Here is a 15,265-nt window from a genome sequence, read left to right as displayed (position 1 = left end):
CAGGGCCGTGCGGGTGCGTCTTCTTTCATCCGGACTGTGACCGTCGGCCCCGGCATTCGACCGGGTCTGCTGACCTGCCCGCCACGCCGGCCGGGAAGCGCTCGCGGGCTCGCACGGTCTGCCTTCTGGAAGCACGCCGCGCCTACCGCCGGTGGGGAATCTCACCCCGCCCTGAAGACGTTTCGTTGTGGGTTGTCGCCGGCATGCCGGCCCGCGCAGTGTACCACCGCCCCCTGCCAGCTCAGGCTGCGGGCGGCTCCGGCCGCAGCAGCAGGCGGAAGTCCTCCCCCACCACGGTGCTCTCGATGCGCCGCATCCTCAGCCGCTGCGCCATCGCGTCGATGTGCAGGCCGTCGAAGAGCGGGCGCGCACGCGGGCCCAGCAGCACCGGTGCCACGTACAGCAGCAGTTCGTCGACCAGCCCGGCATCGAGGAAGGCGCCGGCCAAGGTGGCGCCGGCCTCCAGCTGCACCTCGTTGATGCCGCGCGCGGCCAGCAGCCGCAGCACCGCAGCCAGATCGAAGCGGGTGCCTTGCACCGGCACGGCCACGTGGTCGATGTCCAGGCCGCGCGGCAGCCTGGCATCGGGGGCGTGGACATACAACGTGGGGGCATTGCCTTCGCGCACGCGGCCGCGCGCCACGGTGGCCAGGCCCGGATCCAGCACCACCCGCAACGGCGGCAGGAAGTCGCTTCCGTCCTCCAGCCGCACGGTGAGCCGCGGGTCGTCGGCCAGCACGGTGCCGGCGCCGGTCAGCAGCGCGCCGCTGCGCGCGCGCCAGCGCTGCACGTCATGGCGCGAGGCTTCGCCGCTGATCCACTTGGAATCGCCGGACGCCATCGCGGTGCGGCCGTCCAGGCTCATCGCCAACTTGACCCGCAGCCACGGCCGGCCGCGCTCGACCCGGGCCAAGAAGCCGCGGTTGAGTTCGCGCGCCTGCGCTTCCATCAACCCGTGTTCGACCGCGATCCCGGCGACCTTCAGCCTGTCGAAACCGGCACCGTCCACCGACGGGAACGGATCGCGCATGGCCGCGACCACCCGCGCCACGCCGGCCGCCACCAGCGCGTCCGCGCAGGGTGGCGTGCTGCCGTGGTGCGCGCAGGGCTCCAGGCTGACGTAGGCGGTCGCGCCGCGCGCGCGGTCGCCGGCGGCCTGCAGCGCGAACACCTCCGCATGCGGCCCGCCCTTGCGCTGGTGCCAGCCCTCGCCCACCACCTCGCCGTCGCGGGCGATCACGCAGCCCACCATGGGGTTGGGGCGGGCCGTGTACGCGCCGCGCTCGGCCAGCCGCAGCGCGCGCGCCATCAGCGCGTGGTCGGTGGCCGAAAAAGATAATGGGGTCGGAGTCACTTTTCCTTGTCCTTGCCCGCTCTGGCAGGAAAGCGGGGGGAAAGCGACTCCGACCCCCTCTTCTCCGCCAGCAGCGGCAGCTGGCCCTCGCCCGGCAGATCGCGCTCCAACCGGTCGAGCTCCTCGCGGAAATCGGCCACGTCCTCGAAGCTGCGGTACACCGAGGCGAAGCGTACGTAGCCGACGTGGTCGAGCTTGCGCAGTTCCGCCATCACGAACTCACCGACCCGGCGCGCCGGGATCTCGCGCTCGGCCGCCATGCGCAGCTGGTGCACCACCGCCCGCACCGCGGCTTCGATCTGTTCCTCGGACACCGGCCGCTTCTGCAGCGCGCGGTCGAAGCCGACGCGCAGCTTGCGCGCGTCGAACGCCTCGCGCCGGCCGTCGGACTTGACGATGGCCGGCAGCTTCAGCTCGATGGTCTCGAGGGTGGAAAAACGCTCGCCGCAGGCTTCGCAGACGCGCCGGCGGCGGATGGTGGCGCCGTCCTCGGACACCCGCGAGTCGATCACGCGGGTATCGCCGTGCTGGCAGAAGGGGCAATGCATACGTCAGGCACAAGAGTGAAGGAGCGCGGAGCGCGAAGAAACGAAGGCAGCGCTGCACGGATGCCGGCGGCGGTCTCTACTCACTCCTCATTCCTCTCCGCTCACTTCCCGCTCTCAGCCGTACACCGGGAACTGCTTGCACTGCTTCTCGACGTTCGCGCGCACGCCGGCGATCACATTCTCGTCGTTCGGGTTGTCCAGCACGTCGCAGATCCACTCCGCCAGCGCCACGCAGTCGGGCTCCTTGTAGCCGCGGGTGGTGACCGCCGGCGTGCCGATGCGCAGGCCGGAGGTGACGAAAGGCTTGCGCGGGTCGTTCGGCACCGAGTTCTTGTTGACGGTGATGTGCGCCTTGCCCAGCGCTTCCTCGGCCTGCTTGCCGGACACGTCCTTGCCGATCATGTCGACCAGCATCAGGTGGTTCTGGGTACCGCCGGAGACGATCTTGTAGCCGCGGGCAATGATCACCTTGGCCATCGCCTGCGCGTTCTTCACCACCTGCTGCTGGTAGTCCTTGAACGCCGGCTCCAGCGCCTCCTTGAACGCCACCGCCTTGGCCGCGATCACGTGCATCAGCGGGCCGCCCTGGATGCCGGGGAACACGATCGACTGCAGCTTCTTCTCGATCTCTTCCGCCGCATCGCCCATCGCCGCGCGGCTGGCGATGATGATGCCGCCGCGCGGGCCGCGCAGGGTCTTGTGGGTGGTGGAGGTGACCACGTGCGCGTGCGCCAGCGGGCTCGGGTACACGCCGGCGGCGACCAGGCCGGCCACGTGCGCCATGTCCACGAACAGGTAGGCGCCGACCTTGTCGGCGATGGCGCGGAAGCGCGCCCAGTCCACCACCTGCGAATAGGCGGAGAAACCGGCCACGACCATCTTCGGCTTGTGCTCCAGCGCCAGCCGCTCGACTTCGTCGTAATCGATCAGGCCCTCGTCGTTGACGCCGTACTGCACCGCGTTGAACAGCTTGCCGGAGGCGTTGACCTTGGCGCCGTGGGTCAGGTGGCCGCCGTGCGCCAGCGACATGCCGAGGATGGTGTCGCCCGGCTGCAGCAGCGCGAAATACACCGCCTGGTTGGCCTGGCTGCCGCTGTGCGGCTGCACGTTGGCGTAGTCGGCGCCGTAGAGCTGCTTCAGGCGGTCGATCGCCAGCTGTTCGGCGATGTCCACGTACTCGCAGCCGCCGTAGTAGCGCTTGCCCGGGTAGCCCTCGGCGTACTTGTTGGTCATCTGGCTGCCCTGCGCTTCCATCACCCTGGGGCTTGCGTAGTTCTCGGAGGCGATCAGCTCGACGTGGTCCTCCTGGCGCCTGTCCTCGGCGGCGATGGCCTTGGCCAGTTCGGGGTCGAAAGCGGCAAGCGTGTCAGCGCGGGAGAACATGGGGGGGGCTCCGGGGGGACGTGGGGAATCAGCCGATTGTAGCCCGCAGGAACGCATCGAGCAGGGCACCCCGGTAGCGCCCGCGCGGCAGCAGCAGCGACAGCCGGCGCCGCAGGAAGGACTGCAGGAACGGAGCCCGCAGTGCGCGCAGGCGGCCGGCGGCCAGCGCGTCCTGCATGCCGCCGGCGGACTGGCGATGCTGCTGGCGCTGGCGGCGGTCGGCCTGTCCGCCGACCTGCATCGCATGCGCACCACCGGCCCGAGGCCGAACCTGCTGGGCCTGGGCGTCTGGCTGGCGGTGGCGCTGGGCAGCCTGGCGGTGCAGGCCGCCGGCTGGCAGTAGCCGCCGCGCCAGGCGCCGGAAACAGCGCGGCCCGCCGGGACAGGGCGGGCCGCGAACGGGCCGGGACGCGCGCCGGCGCTCAGTGGTCCAGGATGATGTCGGCGATGATCCCGGTGGCCAGCGCGACCAGCAGGTAATCGCCGCTGTCGCTGCGCCGCCAGTAATGCCCGCGCGGCGGGGTGCGCAGGCCGTAGCCACGCCAGTCGTTCACGACATAGGTGGGCGCATAGCCGGCGCCGTAGTAGCGGCCCCCGCGCACCCAGCGCGGATGCGGCGCGGTGCGGTAGACCACCCGCGGCTGCACGTACACCACCCGCGGCGCGCGACGGTCGTAGCGGCGGTCGTAACGGTCGTAGCGAGAGGCATGCCGGTCGTAGCGGGCGTCGTAGCGGTCGTGGCGATGACGGCGGCGGTCATCGTCATCATCGTGGTCGCGGTCGTGGTGGCCGTAGCCGCCGCGGCGGTCGTGGCGATCGTGGTCGCCGGCCATGGCCGGTGCAGCCGCCATGCCGAACAGCAGCAGGGAAGAAGCGGCGATCTTCAGCAGGTGCCTCATGGCGGAGTCTCCGGTCGTGTGGACGATGGCTGCACTATCCATCGGATGATCTGAACGAAGGGTTGCTGGCGCGGGCGCCAACCCGCCGCGGCGCCCGCCATTCAAGGGCCAGCAAGCCCGCGCAGCCGGTATAATTCGGGCATCCCACCCAATTCTGCCGCCCGCGCGCCCCTCGCGCGGGCGCGATGGCGCTCACGGAGCCTTCCTGCATGTCCTCGCAATACATCTACACCATGAACCGCGTGTCCAAGGTGGTCCCGCCCAAGCGGCAGATCATCAAGGACATTTCGCTGAGCTTCTTCCCCGGCGCCAAGATCGGCCTGCTGGGCCTGAACGGCGCGGGCAAGTCCACCGTGCTGCGGATCATGGCCGGCGTGGACAAGGATTTCGAGGGCGAGGCGCGCCCGCAGCCCGGCATCAAGGTCGGCTACCTGGCGCAGGAGCCGGAGCTGAACCCCGAGCACACCGTTCGCCAGGCGGTCGAAGAAGGCGTGGGCGAGGTGCTGCAGGCGCAGGCCCGGCTGGACGAGGTCTATGCCGCCTACGCCGAGGAAGGCGCCGATTTCGACGCGCTGGCCAAGGAACAGGAGCGCCTGGAGGCGATCCTGGTGGCGGGCGACGCGCACACCCTGGAGAACCAGCTGGAAGTGGCCGCCGACGCGCTGCGCCTGCCGCCGTGGGACGCCGTCATCGGCAAGCTGTCCGGCGGCGAGAAGCGCCGCGTGGCGCTGTGCCGCCTGCTGCTGCAGAAGCCCGACATGCTGCTGCTCGACGAACCCACCAACCACCTCGACGCCGAATCGGTCGAATGGCTGGAGCAGTTCCTCGCCCGCTACACCGGCACCGTGGTGGCGGTCACCCACGACCGCTACTTCCTCGACAACGCCGCCGAGTGGATCCTCGAGCTGGACCGCGGCCGCGGCATCCCGTGGAAGGGCAACTACACCGACTGGCTGGTGCAGAAGGACGAGCGCCTGAAGCAGGAAGAGAACCAGGAGAAGTCGCGCCAGAAGGCCATCCAGAAGGAACTGGAGTGGGCGCGCAGCAACGCCAAGGGCGGCCGCTCGAAGGGCAAGGCGCGCCTGGCCCGGATCGAGGAACTGCAGTCGGTCGATTACCAGAAGCGCCAGGAGACCAACGAGATCTTCATCCCGCCGGGCGAGCGCCTGGGCCAGAAGGTCATCGAGTTCAAGAACGTGTCGAAGAAGTTCGGCGACCGCCTGCTGATCGACAACCTCAGCTTCCAGGTGCCGCCGGGCGCCATCGTCGGCATCATCGGCCCCAACGGCGCCGGCAAGTCGACGCTGTTCAAGATGATCACCGGGCAGGAGAAGCCGGATTCGGGCCAGATCGACATCGGTCCGACCGTGCAGCTTGCCTACGTGGACCAGAGCCGCGGCGCGCTGGAAGGCAACCACACGGTGTTCCAGGAGGTCTCCGGCGGCCTCGACATCCTCAACATCAACGGCACCGAGATCCAGTCGCGCGCCTATATCGGCCGCTTCAACTTCAAGGGCCAGGACCAGCAGAAGCTGGTGGGCTCGCTGTCCGGCGGCGAGCGCGGCCGCCTGCACATGGCCAAGACCCTCCTGCAGGGCGGCAACGTGCTGCTGCTCGACGAACCATCCAACGACCTCGACATCGAGACCCTGCGCGCGCTGGAAGACGCGCTGCTGGAGTTCCCGGGCAACACCTTCGTGATCAGCCACGACCGCTGGTTCCTGGACCGCATCGCCACCCACATCCTCGCCTTCGAGGGCGACTCGCACGTGGAGTTCTTCCAGGGCAACTACCGCGAGTACGAGGAAGACAAGAAGCGCCGCATGGGCGACGATGCGGGCCCGAAGCGGCTGCGGTTCAAGGCGCTGAAGTAACAGTCTGGACGCCCACGGCAACGTGGGCGTCCTTGCATGCAGCAGGAGGACACCATGGGCTTCATCGACAAACTGCGCGCCCGCTGGCGCGACGCCGACACCCTGCTCTGCGTCGGCCTCGACCCCGATCCGGCGAAGTTCCCGGACCGCTTCGTGGACGATGGCGATGCGCTGTTCAATTTCTGCCGCGACATCGCCGACGCCACCGCCGAATTCGCCTGCGCCTTCAAGCCGCAGATCGCCTACTTCGCCGCCCATAACGACGGCGAGGCGCAGCTGCAGCGGCTGATCGCGCATATCAACGGCGCACATCCGGACGTGCCGGTGATCCTGGACGCCAAGCGCGGCGACATCGGCAGTACCGCGCAGCAGTACGCCTGCGAGGCGTTCGAGCGCTTTGGCGCCGACGCGGTGACGCTGAACCCGTACATGGGACGCGACTCCGCCGATCCCTTCCTGCAGTACAACGACCGCGGCTGCGTGTTCCTCTGCCACACCTCCAACCCCGGCGCGCGCGACTTCCAGGAGCTGCTGGTGGACGGCGCGCCGCTGTACCAGCACATCGCGCGCACCATCGCCGGCGAGTGGAACGGCGACGGCAACTGCGCGCTGGTGGTGGGCGCCACCTTCCCGGAAGAACTGAAGGTGATCCGCGGCATCGTCGGCGACATGCCGCTGCTGATCCCCGGCGTGGGCGCGCAGGGCGGCGACGTCGAGGCGGTGGTGCGCAACGGCCGCAGCGCCGACGGCAGCGGGCTGATGATCAACTCCTCGCGCGGCATCCTCTACGCCTCGCGCGGCGAGGGCTATGCGGAAGCGGCGGCCGGCGCGGCAAGGTCGCTGCGCGATCAGATCAACCGCTACCGCTCGCCATAAACGCTCCCCGCAGGCGCACTGAAAAGGCGCGATGCGTTTGACCCGATTCCGCGAAAGCGGTCGCGCCCCTGCGGTGCGCTGCTGCGGAAAGAACGACGGGCATCGCCGGTCTATCGGCGCAGCGCAGCCCGCAGCGCCGCCAGCGGAAAGCGCCCCCAGATCATCGCGAACACCGCCATCCGGGTGATGCGGCCGCGGCGCGCGGCTTCGAACCTGCCGAAGTACCGCCACAGGCCGCGGTGCTTGTGCCACTCCACGAACAGCGGCCGCGCGCGCGACGACACCCCGCGCACGTGCAGCACTTCCGCTTCGTTGGCGACGGCGACCATCGCGCCGGCCTGGCGCACCCGCCTGCAAAGATCGAGGTCTTCGGCATGCAGCCGGTAGCCTTCGTCGAAGCCGCCAATGCGCGCGAACAGCGAACGGGGCAGCACCATCAGCGCGCCCGATACCGCGTCCACCAGCTGCAGCGGCGTGGCCGGATCGCGCGGGATGGACAGTTCGCGCGCGCGGCGGGAACGCAGCATCGCCGCGAAGTCCGGGTCGCGCCGGCGCGCGGCGGCGTCCAGCGCGCCGTCCTCGCCGCGCATCACGCCGCCCACCAGCGCGTCGCCCTGGCTGGCGGCGGCCTCTCGCAGCCGCGCCAGCGTGTCCACTTCGATGAAGCAATCCGGGTTCACGAATGCCAGCCACGGCGCGGTGCTGGCCGCCGCGCCCTGGTTGCAGGCCACCGCGAAGCCGGGGTTGTCGGGATTGGCGATGAAGCGCAGCCGCGCATCGGCCAGCGCGTGGCGCTGCACGATGTCGATGCCGGCATCGCGCGAGGCGTTGTCGACCACGCGGATCTCCTCCACGCCCTGCGCCGCGCGCAGCCGCGCCAGGCATTCGTCCAGGGTCTCCTCGCTGTTGTAGGCGACCACCACCACGGCGATGCCGCCGTCGCTCACGTGGCGCCCGCGAACAAATCGGCCTGCGGCGGCAGGCGCGCCAGCTGCGCCAGCTCCTCGCCCAGCCGGGTCCGCAACGCGCGCTGCGGGTCGTCCATCAGGCAGTGGGCGATGCGCGCGTGCCAGGCCGGCCAGCGCGCGCACAGGGCGTCCATGTCGCCCTCGCGCGGCGCACCTTCGGCAGCGCGCACCACGAAGGCGGTTTCGCACAGCACGTTGCGCCCGCCCAGCCCGGCCATGCGCAGGCTCAGGTCGATCAGCGCGGCGTACCAGGAGCGATAGCTGGCGGCATCCAGCCCGCCGGCCTGCACGCGGGCGCGACCGCGCAGGAGCACCGCATGGCCCACCGCCGCCGGCAGTTCCGGATGCTCCGGCGGCAGCTGCGCACAGGCCTGGGCCAACAGCGACGGCGGGTGCTCCAGCGCGGCGATCTCGCCGATCCGCGGCCAGGCTGCGGCCTCGCCGGCATTGCTCCACGGCGTGGCGCTGGCGATCGCCGGATCGCGCGCCAGGCATTCCGCCAGCCGCGCCAGCCAACCCGGCGCCGGCGCCGCGTCGCTGGCCAGCACGGCCACGTCGGCGTCGGCGCAGGCGCGCAACGCCTCGTCCATATGCGCGGCTTCGCCCAGCGGCGCGGCGCGGCGCGTGTGCGCCGCCTGCAGGCGGGTACGCGCCAGCCAGCCTTCGATGATGGCCATGCCGCGCGGCCCGGCCTGCGCGTTGTCCGCCAGCCAGACCCGCGTGCCGGCGGGAGTGCCGGCATCGAGCGCAGCCAGGCAGGCGTCGAGCGCGTCCTCGTCGGTGCCCACCGGCACCAGCACGATTGGCAGGGGGCTGCCGGCCCGGTTCACGGCCCGGACTTGCAAGCCGGCTCCACTCGCCGTTCGGGGATCACGCCTGCATCGACCACATCGTCCCGCACGACTGCATCCTTGTCCACGCCCCGAAAAGACTGCAAATGTAGCTCACCCCATCCACACCCGCGCGTTGCGGAACATCCGCTGCCACGGGGAATCCTCCGGCCAGTCGGCGGGCGCCCAGCTGAAGTTGGCGCTGCGCAGGGTGCGCTCGGGGTGCGGCATCAGCAGGGTGGCGCGGCCGTCGCGGCTGGCCACGCCGGCGATGCCGTCGGGCGAGCCGTTGGGGTTGGCCGGGTAGCGGTCGGCGATGCGGCCGCCCTCGACGTAGCGCGCGGCCACGTCCACCGCCGCCTGGTCGATCGCGTCGGCGAACACCGCGCGGCCTTCGCCGTGCGCCACCGCCACCGGGATGCGCGAGCCGGCCATGCCGCGCAGGAAGATCGACGGCGACTCGCCCACTTCCAGCAGCGCCAGCCGCGCTTCGTACTGCTCGCTGGCGTTGCGCTGGAAGGTCGGCCAGTGCTCCGCGCCGGGGATGATGTCGCGCAGCTGCGCCATCATCTGGCAGCCGTTGCAGATCCCCAGCGAGAAACTGTTTTCGCGGGCGAAGAACGCGGCGAACATCTCGCGCAGCGCGGCGCGCTCCAGGATCGACGTCGCCCAGCCGCGGCCCGCGCCCAGCACGTCGCCGTAGCTGAAGCCGCCGCAGGCGGCCAGGCCGTGGAAGTCCTTGAGGTCGAAGCGGCCGGCGATCAGGTCGCTCATGTGCACGTCGAACGCATCGAAGCCCGCGCGGTCGAAGCCCCAGGCCATCTCGATCTGGCTGTTGACGCCCTGCTCGCGCAGGATCGCCACCTTCGGCCGCGCGCCGGTGGACACGAACGGCGCCGCCACGTCCTCGGATGCATCGAACGTCAGCTGCGGCTGCAAGCCGGGAGCATCGAAGCGACGCACCGATTCGCGCTCGCTGTCGGCACCGTCGGGGTTGTCGCGCAGCCGCTGCATCGCGTGGGTGACCGACCACCAGGCGTCGAACAGCTCGTCCCAGCGCCACTTCGCCAGCTCTTCGTCGCCGTCGGCGATACGCACCACCGGCGCGGTGGTGGGCACCGCGATGCGCTGCGCGCATTCGATCAGGCCGTGGCGGGCCACCAGGTCGGCGAACGCGGCGCGCTCTTCCACCGGCACCTGCACCACCGCGCCCAGCTCCTCGTTGAACAGCACCCGCAGCGGGTCGCCGGTGCGGCCGTCGCCCCAGCCGTCGAGGCGGATGTCGAGGCCCAGGTGCGAGGTGAACGCCATCTCGCACAGCGCGGCGAACACACCGCCGTCGGAGCGGTCGTGGTAGGCCAGCAGCAGGCCGTCCTCGCGCGCGTCGCGGACCAGTTCGAACAGCGCGCGCAGGCGCTGCGGGTCGTCCAGGTCCGGCGCTTCGCCGCCGAACGCCGGCAGCGCGGCACCGCCATTGGCGTCCGGGTGGCACTGCGCCAGCACCGAACCGCCCATGCGCTGGCGGCCGCCGCCCAGGCCGATCAGCCACAGCTCGGACTCGACGTCGCGGCGCAGCAGCGGTGTGAGCTGGGCGCGCACGTCGAGCACCGGCGCGAACGCCGAGACCACCAGCGACACCGGCGAAACCGACTTCTGCGCGGCGCCGTCGCTCGACCACTGCGCCTGCATCGACAGCGAATCCTTGCCGACCGGGATGCCGAGTTCCAGCTCCGGGCACAGCTCCATGCCCACCGCCTTGACCGCGTCGAACAGGCGCGCGTCCTCGCCGGGGTGGCCGGCGGCGGCCATCCAGTTGGCGGACAGCTTGATCCGGTTGAGCGATTCCACCGGCGCGGCGATCAGGTTGGTGATCGCCTCGCCCACTGCCATCCGCGCGGAGGCGGCGGCGTCCAGCAGGGCCAGCGGCGTGCGTTCGCCCACGCTCATCGCCTCGCCGGTAAACCCGTCGAAGCCCGACAGCGTGATCGCGCAGTCGGCCACCGGCATCTGCCACGGGCCGACCATCTGGTCGCGCGCGGTCAGGCCGCCGACGGTGCGGTCGCCGATCGTGATGAGGAAGGACTTGGCGGCCACCGCCGGGTGCGCCAGCACGCGCAGGCCGGCCTCGCGCAGGTCCAGCGCGTCGGTTTCCGCCTGCGGCCAGCGCGGCGGCGCCGGGTGCCCGGTGTCGCGGTGCATCTTCGGCGGCTTGCCGAACAGCACGTCCATCGGCAGGTCGATGGCCGGCGGCTGGCCGTCGTAGCCCACCCGCAGGTGTTCCTCGGCGGTGGCGGTGCCGACCACCGCGAACGGGCAGCGCTCGCGCGCGCACAGCGCCGCGAACTCGGCCACGCGCGACTGCGCCACGCCCAGCACGTAGCGCTCCTGCGATTCGTTGCACCACAGCTGCATCGGCGACAGCGAGGGGTCGTCCTTCGGCACCTTGCCGAGGTCGATGACGCCGCCCACGCCGGAGTCGTGCAGCAGCTCGGGAATGGCGTTGGACAGGCCGCCCGCGCCGACGTCGTGGATGCACAGGATCGGGTTGTCCGCGCCCAGCGCCACGCAGCGGTCGATGACCTCCTGCGCGCGCCGCTCCATTTCCGGGTTGTCGCGCTGCACCGAGGCGAAGTCGAGGTCTTCGGCGGATTCGCCGGAGGCCACCGAGCTGGCGGCGCCGCCGCCGAGGCCGATCAGCATCGCCGGCCCGCCCAGCACGATCACCGCGTCGCCCGGCGACAGCCGCAGCTTCTCCACCTGGCCGCGATCCATCGCGCCGAGGCCACCGGCCAGCATGATCGGCTTGTCGTAGGCGCGGGTGAGCCCGTCGGCCTCGTGCAGCTCGAAGCTGCGGAAATAGCCGGTCAGGTTGGGCCGGCCGAACTCGTTGTTGAACGCCGCCGCGCCCAGCGGGCCGTCCAGCATGATCTCGAAGGCCGAGGCCATGCGCGGGTTGAGCGGGCGTTCGCCCTCCCACGGCTGCGGCAGCGTCGGGATGCGCAGGTGCGACACCGAGAACCCGGCCAGGCCCGCCTTCGGGCGGCCGCCGCGGCCGGTGGCGCCCTCGTCGCGGATCTCGCCGCCGGCGCCGGTGGAGGCGCCGGGGAACGGCGCGATCGCGGTCGGGTGGTTGTGGGTTTCGACCTTGATGCAGAACGCCGAGTCCACGGCCGGCTCGCTGCGGTACTGCTGCGTCGCCGGATCCGGGCGCCAGCGCGATGCCGCATAGCCTTCCACCACCGCCGCGTTGTCGCTGTAGGCCGACAGCACGTGCTCCGGCGTGCGCGCCTGCGTGTTCTTGATCATCTTGAACAGCGAGAGCGGCTGCGGCTGCCCGTCGATGGTCCAGCTGGCGTTGAAGATCTTGTGCCGGCAGTGCTCGGAGTTCGCCTGCGCGAACATCATCAGCTCGACGTCGTGCGGGTCGCGCCCCAGCTCGCCGTAGCGGGCGCGCAGGTACTCGATCTCATCGTCGGCCAGCGCCAGGCCCAGGCGCGCGTTGGCGGCCTCCAGCTGCGCCAGCGGAATGACCTCGACGCCGCCGGCGGGCTGCGAGTCGAACAGCGCCGCCGCGGCGTCGCGTGCGGCCAGCAGCGACTGGGTCATCGGGTCGTGCAGCAGCTTGGCCAGCGCCGCGGCCGTGGCGGCATCGGCCGGCCAACCCAGCAGGTCGATGCGCAGGCCGCGCTCGACGCGCTTCACCGGCAGGCCGGCGCCGCGCAGCAGCTCGGTGGCCTTGCTGGCCCAGGGCGACAGCGTGCCCAGCCGCGGCACCACGTAGCGGCTGACCGCGCCGGGCTCGGCGGCGGCGAAGCCCTCGCCAGCCTGCAGGATGCGGCGCAGCGCGGTGGCGTCCGGCGTGGCGCCGGGCTCGGGATCGATCCAGTAGCCGTGACAGGCGCCGGCGATGCGCAGGCCGGGCACGAGGGTCTGGAGACGGGCTTGCAGGCGGTCGCGGCGGAATGGCGACAGGGCGGGCGCGCCCTCGAGGACGATCATGTCCGACACGTGTTGGGGACGGCCCGCTATTGTAGCCGAGCCGCACGGGCCCGGCCGGGGCCGGGCTCAGCCAGCCTTCTTGTCCTTCGCCAGCGCGTCCAGCCGCTCCAGCAGCGCATCCGGTGGCAGGTAGCCGCCGAGCTGGTGGCCGTCCAGGGTCAGGATCATCGGCGTGCCTTCCAGGCCCATCCGCAGGCCGGCGTTGTACTGCATGTCCACTGGCGAGCGCGGGCAGGCGGCCTGCGGCACCGCGCGGTCGCTCTTGGCGTCGGTCAGCGCCTTGCGACGGTCGGGGGCGCACCACACCGCCACCATCTTGCGGTAGTCGGGGCTGCCGATGCCGGCACGCGGGAACGCCAGGTATTCCACCCGGATGCCGCGCTTGGTGTATTCGGCGATGTCGGTGTGGAACTTGCGGCAATAGCCGCATTCCACGTCGGTCAGCACCACCACGGTGTGCTTTGCCTGGCCACTCGGCGCGAACACGATGCGATCCGCTTCGGGCAGCGTGGCCAGCACCTGGCGGCGCACCTTGGCCATCGCCTCGTCGCCCAGGTCCTTGCGCTGCGCGATGTCCAGCAGGTCGCCCTGGAACAGATACCTGCCGTCGTCGCTGACCCAGATCACCTGGCCGCCGGCGATGACTTCGCGGAAGCCGGGAATCGCCGCCTTGTCGATCGACTCGACCTGGATGCGCGGGTTCAGCGCACGCAGCGCCTCGCGCACCCGGGCCTCCGGGGTGCCGGCGGCGAAGCTGGGCTCCTTCACGGTCGCCACCGGCTTGGCGGCGACGGGCGCGGCGGGATCGGTGGACTGCGCGCAGGCGGACAGGCTGAGGCAGAACAGGGCGGCAAAGACGAAACGCTTCATTGGAACTCCGATAGGGGCGCTGCGTCCGACCCGGGGCAGCCGCCTTTGGTGGCCCATTCTCGCATGCCGTACCGGCCGGAGCCGGCAGTGCGGATGCGCTCAGGCCCGGGGATGGTGTTTTGCGTGCAGGTTGCGCAGCCGGTCGCGGGCCACCAGGGTGTAGATCTGGGTGGTGGTCAGCGAGCTGTGGCCCAGCAGCATCTGCAGCGCACGCAGGTCGGCGCCGTGGTTGAGCAGGTGGGTGGCGAAGCTGTGGCGCAACCCGTGCGGGCTGATCTTCGAAGGATCGATGCCGGCCACGGCCGCACAGCGCTTCACCAGCGCCCAGAACGCCTGGCGGGTGGGCGCCTCGCCATCCGCACCGATGAACAGCGCCTGCACCGCCGCGGGCTGGCGCACGCCGGCCAGCAGCGGGGGGCGCGCGTCGCGCAGGTAGCGCTCCAGCCAGTGGCGCGATTCCTCGCCCAGCGGCACCAGCCGTTCGCGGCCACCCTTGCCGGTTACCCGCAGCACTCCCTGACGCAGGTTGAGCGCGGTGGCCGGCAGGCCGACCAGCTCGCTCACCCGCAGCCCGGCGGCGTACATCAGCTCCAGCATCGCGCGGTCGCGCAGGCCCATCGGCGATGTCACGTCGGGCGCGTCCAGCAGCGCCGCCACCTGCGCTTCGGACAGCGCCTTGGGCAGCAGCCTTGGCAGGGTGGGCGGCTGCAGCAGCGCGCAGGGATCGTCCCTGCGCGCGCCGTTGCGCAGGGCGTGTGCGAAGTAGGCGCGCAGGCAGGACAGCAGCCGCGCGGTGCTGCGCGGCGTGTAGCCGGCCTCGGCGCGCATCGCCAGGTAGCCGAACAGGTCCACGCGCCGCGCCTGCGCCAGCGGCGGCCGCCCCGCCGCGCGCAGCCAGCGCGCCAGCCCCTGCAGGTCGGCGCGATAGGCCGACAGGGTGGCGCGGGACAGCCCGTGCTCGGCCCAGGCCGCATCGAGGAAACGCTCGATGCCGGCCGCGTCCTCGTCCGCCAGCGGCGGCAGGCTGCGGGTCAACTGGCGGCGGTCGGCGGCGCTGGGCATGGGCGCAAGGGTAGAGCCCCGCCGCACTTCCGGCACCCCCTAGACCGCAGGCACGCTCCACCCCGGCTGTATCCTGTCGGGATGCCAGAGCGCGAACCTTCCACCCAACGCCCCCCCGCCCTGATCGGGTGGCGCCTGCTGGCGCTGCTGTACGACCTTTTCCCGATGCTGGCGCTGTGGATGCTGCTGTCCACCGCCTTCACCGTCGGCTACACCTACCTCGGCCAACACCCTGCCCGGGAGAACATCGCGCCGTTCAGCGCCCTGCAGTGGCTGCTGTGGCTGTGCTGCTGGCTGGCCACCGGCGTCTACGCCACGACGAGCTGGCGGCGCGGCGGCCAGACCCTGGGCATGCGGCCCTGGCGCCTGCAGGTGGTCGCGGCCGGCGGCGGCCCACCGACCGGGGCCGCACTCTGGCAGCGTTATGCGATGGCCACGCTATCCCTGCTGGCAGCGGGCCTGGGCTTCTGGTGGGCCTGGATCGACCGCGACCGGCTCACCTGGCACGACAGGTTCAGCGGAACGCGACTGGCGCGCCTGCGCAAGCAGCCCCCGCGATGACGGGACGGCGCAGGCCCTGCCGCGCCAGGCAGTCCTGCAGA

At 71.4% G+C, this 15,265-nt stretch carries 14 protein-coding genes and 1 riboswitch; of the genes, 4 read left to right on the top strand and 10 right to left on the bottom strand.

All coding sequences use genetic code 11. The annotated features are described in order from the left end of the window. Nucleotides 1–13: 13 nt before the first annotated feature. Nucleotides 14–183, bottom strand: a riboswitch (FMN riboswitch). Between the two features lie 58 nt (nucleotides 184–241). From ribD to SPK54_RS08080, 4 genes are all read right to left on the bottom strand, one after another. Next, entirely contained in the window at nucleotides 242–1,354 is a 1,113-nt protein-coding gene (ribD, locus tag SPK54_RS08095) for a bifunctional diaminohydroxyphosphoribosylaminopyrimidine deaminase/5-amino-6-(5-phosphoribosylamino)uracil reductase RibD (protein WP_330947416.1), read from the bottom strand. Further along, a complete protein-coding gene (nrdR, locus tag SPK54_RS08090; protein WP_330947415.1) occupies nucleotides 1,351–1,902 on the bottom strand; it encodes a transcriptional regulator NrdR in 552 nt (183 codons plus the stop codon). Before nrdR ends, ribD begins: the two co-directional genes overlap by 4 nt. Before the next feature lie 114 nt (nucleotides 1,903–2,016). Continuing rightward, nucleotides 2,017–3,285: a serine hydroxymethyltransferase gene (glyA, locus tag SPK54_RS08085; RefSeq protein ID WP_330947414.1), complete on the bottom strand. Its 1,269-nt coding sequence runs from the start codon at nucleotides 3,283–3,285 to the stop codon at nucleotides 2,017–2,019. Between the two features lie 28 nt (nucleotides 3,286–3,313). After that, on the bottom strand, nucleotides 3,314–3,463 hold the full coding sequence (locus SPK54_RS08080) for a hypothetical protein (protein ID WP_330947413.1): 150 nt from the start codon (nucleotides 3,461–3,463) through the stop codon (nucleotides 3,314–3,316). Between the two features lie 18 nt (nucleotides 3,464–3,481). Between SPK54_RS08080 and SPK54_RS08075 the strand changes: the two genes are divergently transcribed. After that, the gene (locus tag SPK54_RS08075) at nucleotides 3,482–3,628 is read left to right on the top strand and encodes a hypothetical protein (protein ID WP_330947412.1); all 147 of its coding nucleotides are present in this window, start codon (nucleotides 3,482–3,484) and stop codon (nucleotides 3,626–3,628) included. Between the two features lie 79 nt (nucleotides 3,629–3,707). Here SPK54_RS08075 and SPK54_RS08070 read toward each other — a convergent pair whose 3' ends face one another. After that, complete coding sequence (locus SPK54_RS08070) at nucleotides 3,708–4,184, bottom strand: RcnB family protein (protein ID WP_330947411.1); 477 nt, start codon at nucleotides 4,182–4,184, stop codon at nucleotides 3,708–3,710. A 209-nt stretch (nucleotides 4,185–4,393) separates the two neighbouring features. On the opposite strand from SPK54_RS08070, the gene ettA reads away from it, so the two are divergent. Further along, nucleotides 4,394–6,058, top strand: coding sequence for an energy-dependent translational throttle protein EttA (gene ettA, locus SPK54_RS08065; RefSeq protein ID WP_330947410.1), 1,665 nt, complete (start codon nucleotides 4,394–4,396; stop codon nucleotides 6,056–6,058). Between the two features lie 54 nt (nucleotides 6,059–6,112). Beyond that, nucleotides 6,113–6,934 carry an orotidine-5'-phosphate decarboxylase gene (gene pyrF, locus SPK54_RS08060; RefSeq protein ID WP_330947409.1) on the top strand — a complete coding sequence of 274 codons (822 nt, stop codon included), beginning with the start codon at nucleotides 6,113–6,115 and terminating at the stop codon, nucleotides 6,932–6,934. 110 nt (nucleotides 6,935–7,044) lie between these two features. Here the strand turns inward: pyrF and SPK54_RS08055 are convergent, their stop codons facing one another. From SPK54_RS08055 to xerD, 5 genes are all read right to left on the bottom strand, one after another. Continuing rightward, complete coding sequence (locus SPK54_RS08055; RefSeq protein ID WP_330947408.1) at nucleotides 7,045–7,881, bottom strand: glycosyltransferase family 2 protein; 837 nt, start codon at nucleotides 7,879–7,881, stop codon at nucleotides 7,045–7,047. Next, nucleotides 7,878–8,747, bottom strand: coding sequence for a glycosyltransferase (locus SPK54_RS08050; RefSeq protein ID WP_330947407.1), 870 nt, complete (start codon nucleotides 8,745–8,747; stop codon nucleotides 7,878–7,880). The genes SPK54_RS08055 and SPK54_RS08050 overlap by 4 nt, the downstream gene beginning before the upstream one ends. 99 nt (nucleotides 8,748–8,846) lie before the next feature. Beyond that, nucleotides 8,847–12,731: a phosphoribosylformylglycinamidine synthase gene (gene purL, locus SPK54_RS08045; RefSeq protein WP_330947406.1), complete on the bottom strand. Its 3,885-nt coding sequence runs from the start codon at nucleotides 12,729–12,731 to the stop codon at nucleotides 8,847–8,849. 66 nt (nucleotides 12,732–12,797) lie between these two features. Next, a complete protein-coding gene (locus SPK54_RS08040) occupies nucleotides 12,798–13,601 on the bottom strand; it encodes a DsbC family protein (protein ID WP_330947405.1) in 804 nt (267 codons plus the stop codon). Between the two features lie 99 nt (nucleotides 13,602–13,700). Beyond that, on the bottom strand, nucleotides 13,701–14,663 hold the full coding sequence (xerD, locus tag SPK54_RS08035) for a site-specific tyrosine recombinase XerD (protein WP_330947404.1): 963 nt from the start codon (nucleotides 14,661–14,663) through the stop codon (nucleotides 13,701–13,703). A gap of 81 nt (nucleotides 14,664–14,744) precedes the next feature. Here xerD and SPK54_RS08030 point away from each other — a divergent pair, with 81 nt between their 5' ends. Then, nucleotides 14,745–15,224, top strand: coding sequence for an RDD family protein (locus SPK54_RS08030; RefSeq protein ID WP_330947403.1), 480 nt, complete (start codon nucleotides 14,745–14,747; stop codon nucleotides 15,222–15,224). The last annotated feature ends 41 nt before the right edge of the window (nucleotides 15,225–15,265 follow it).

Source organism: Thermomonas sp. LB-4 (assembly GCF_036409385.1).
Lineage (GTDB): Bacteria > Pseudomonadota > Gammaproteobacteria > Xanthomonadales > Xanthomonadaceae > Thermomonas.
Note: the sequence above shows the minus strand (reverse complement) of the source record. Positions and strands in the feature narration are given on the sequence as shown.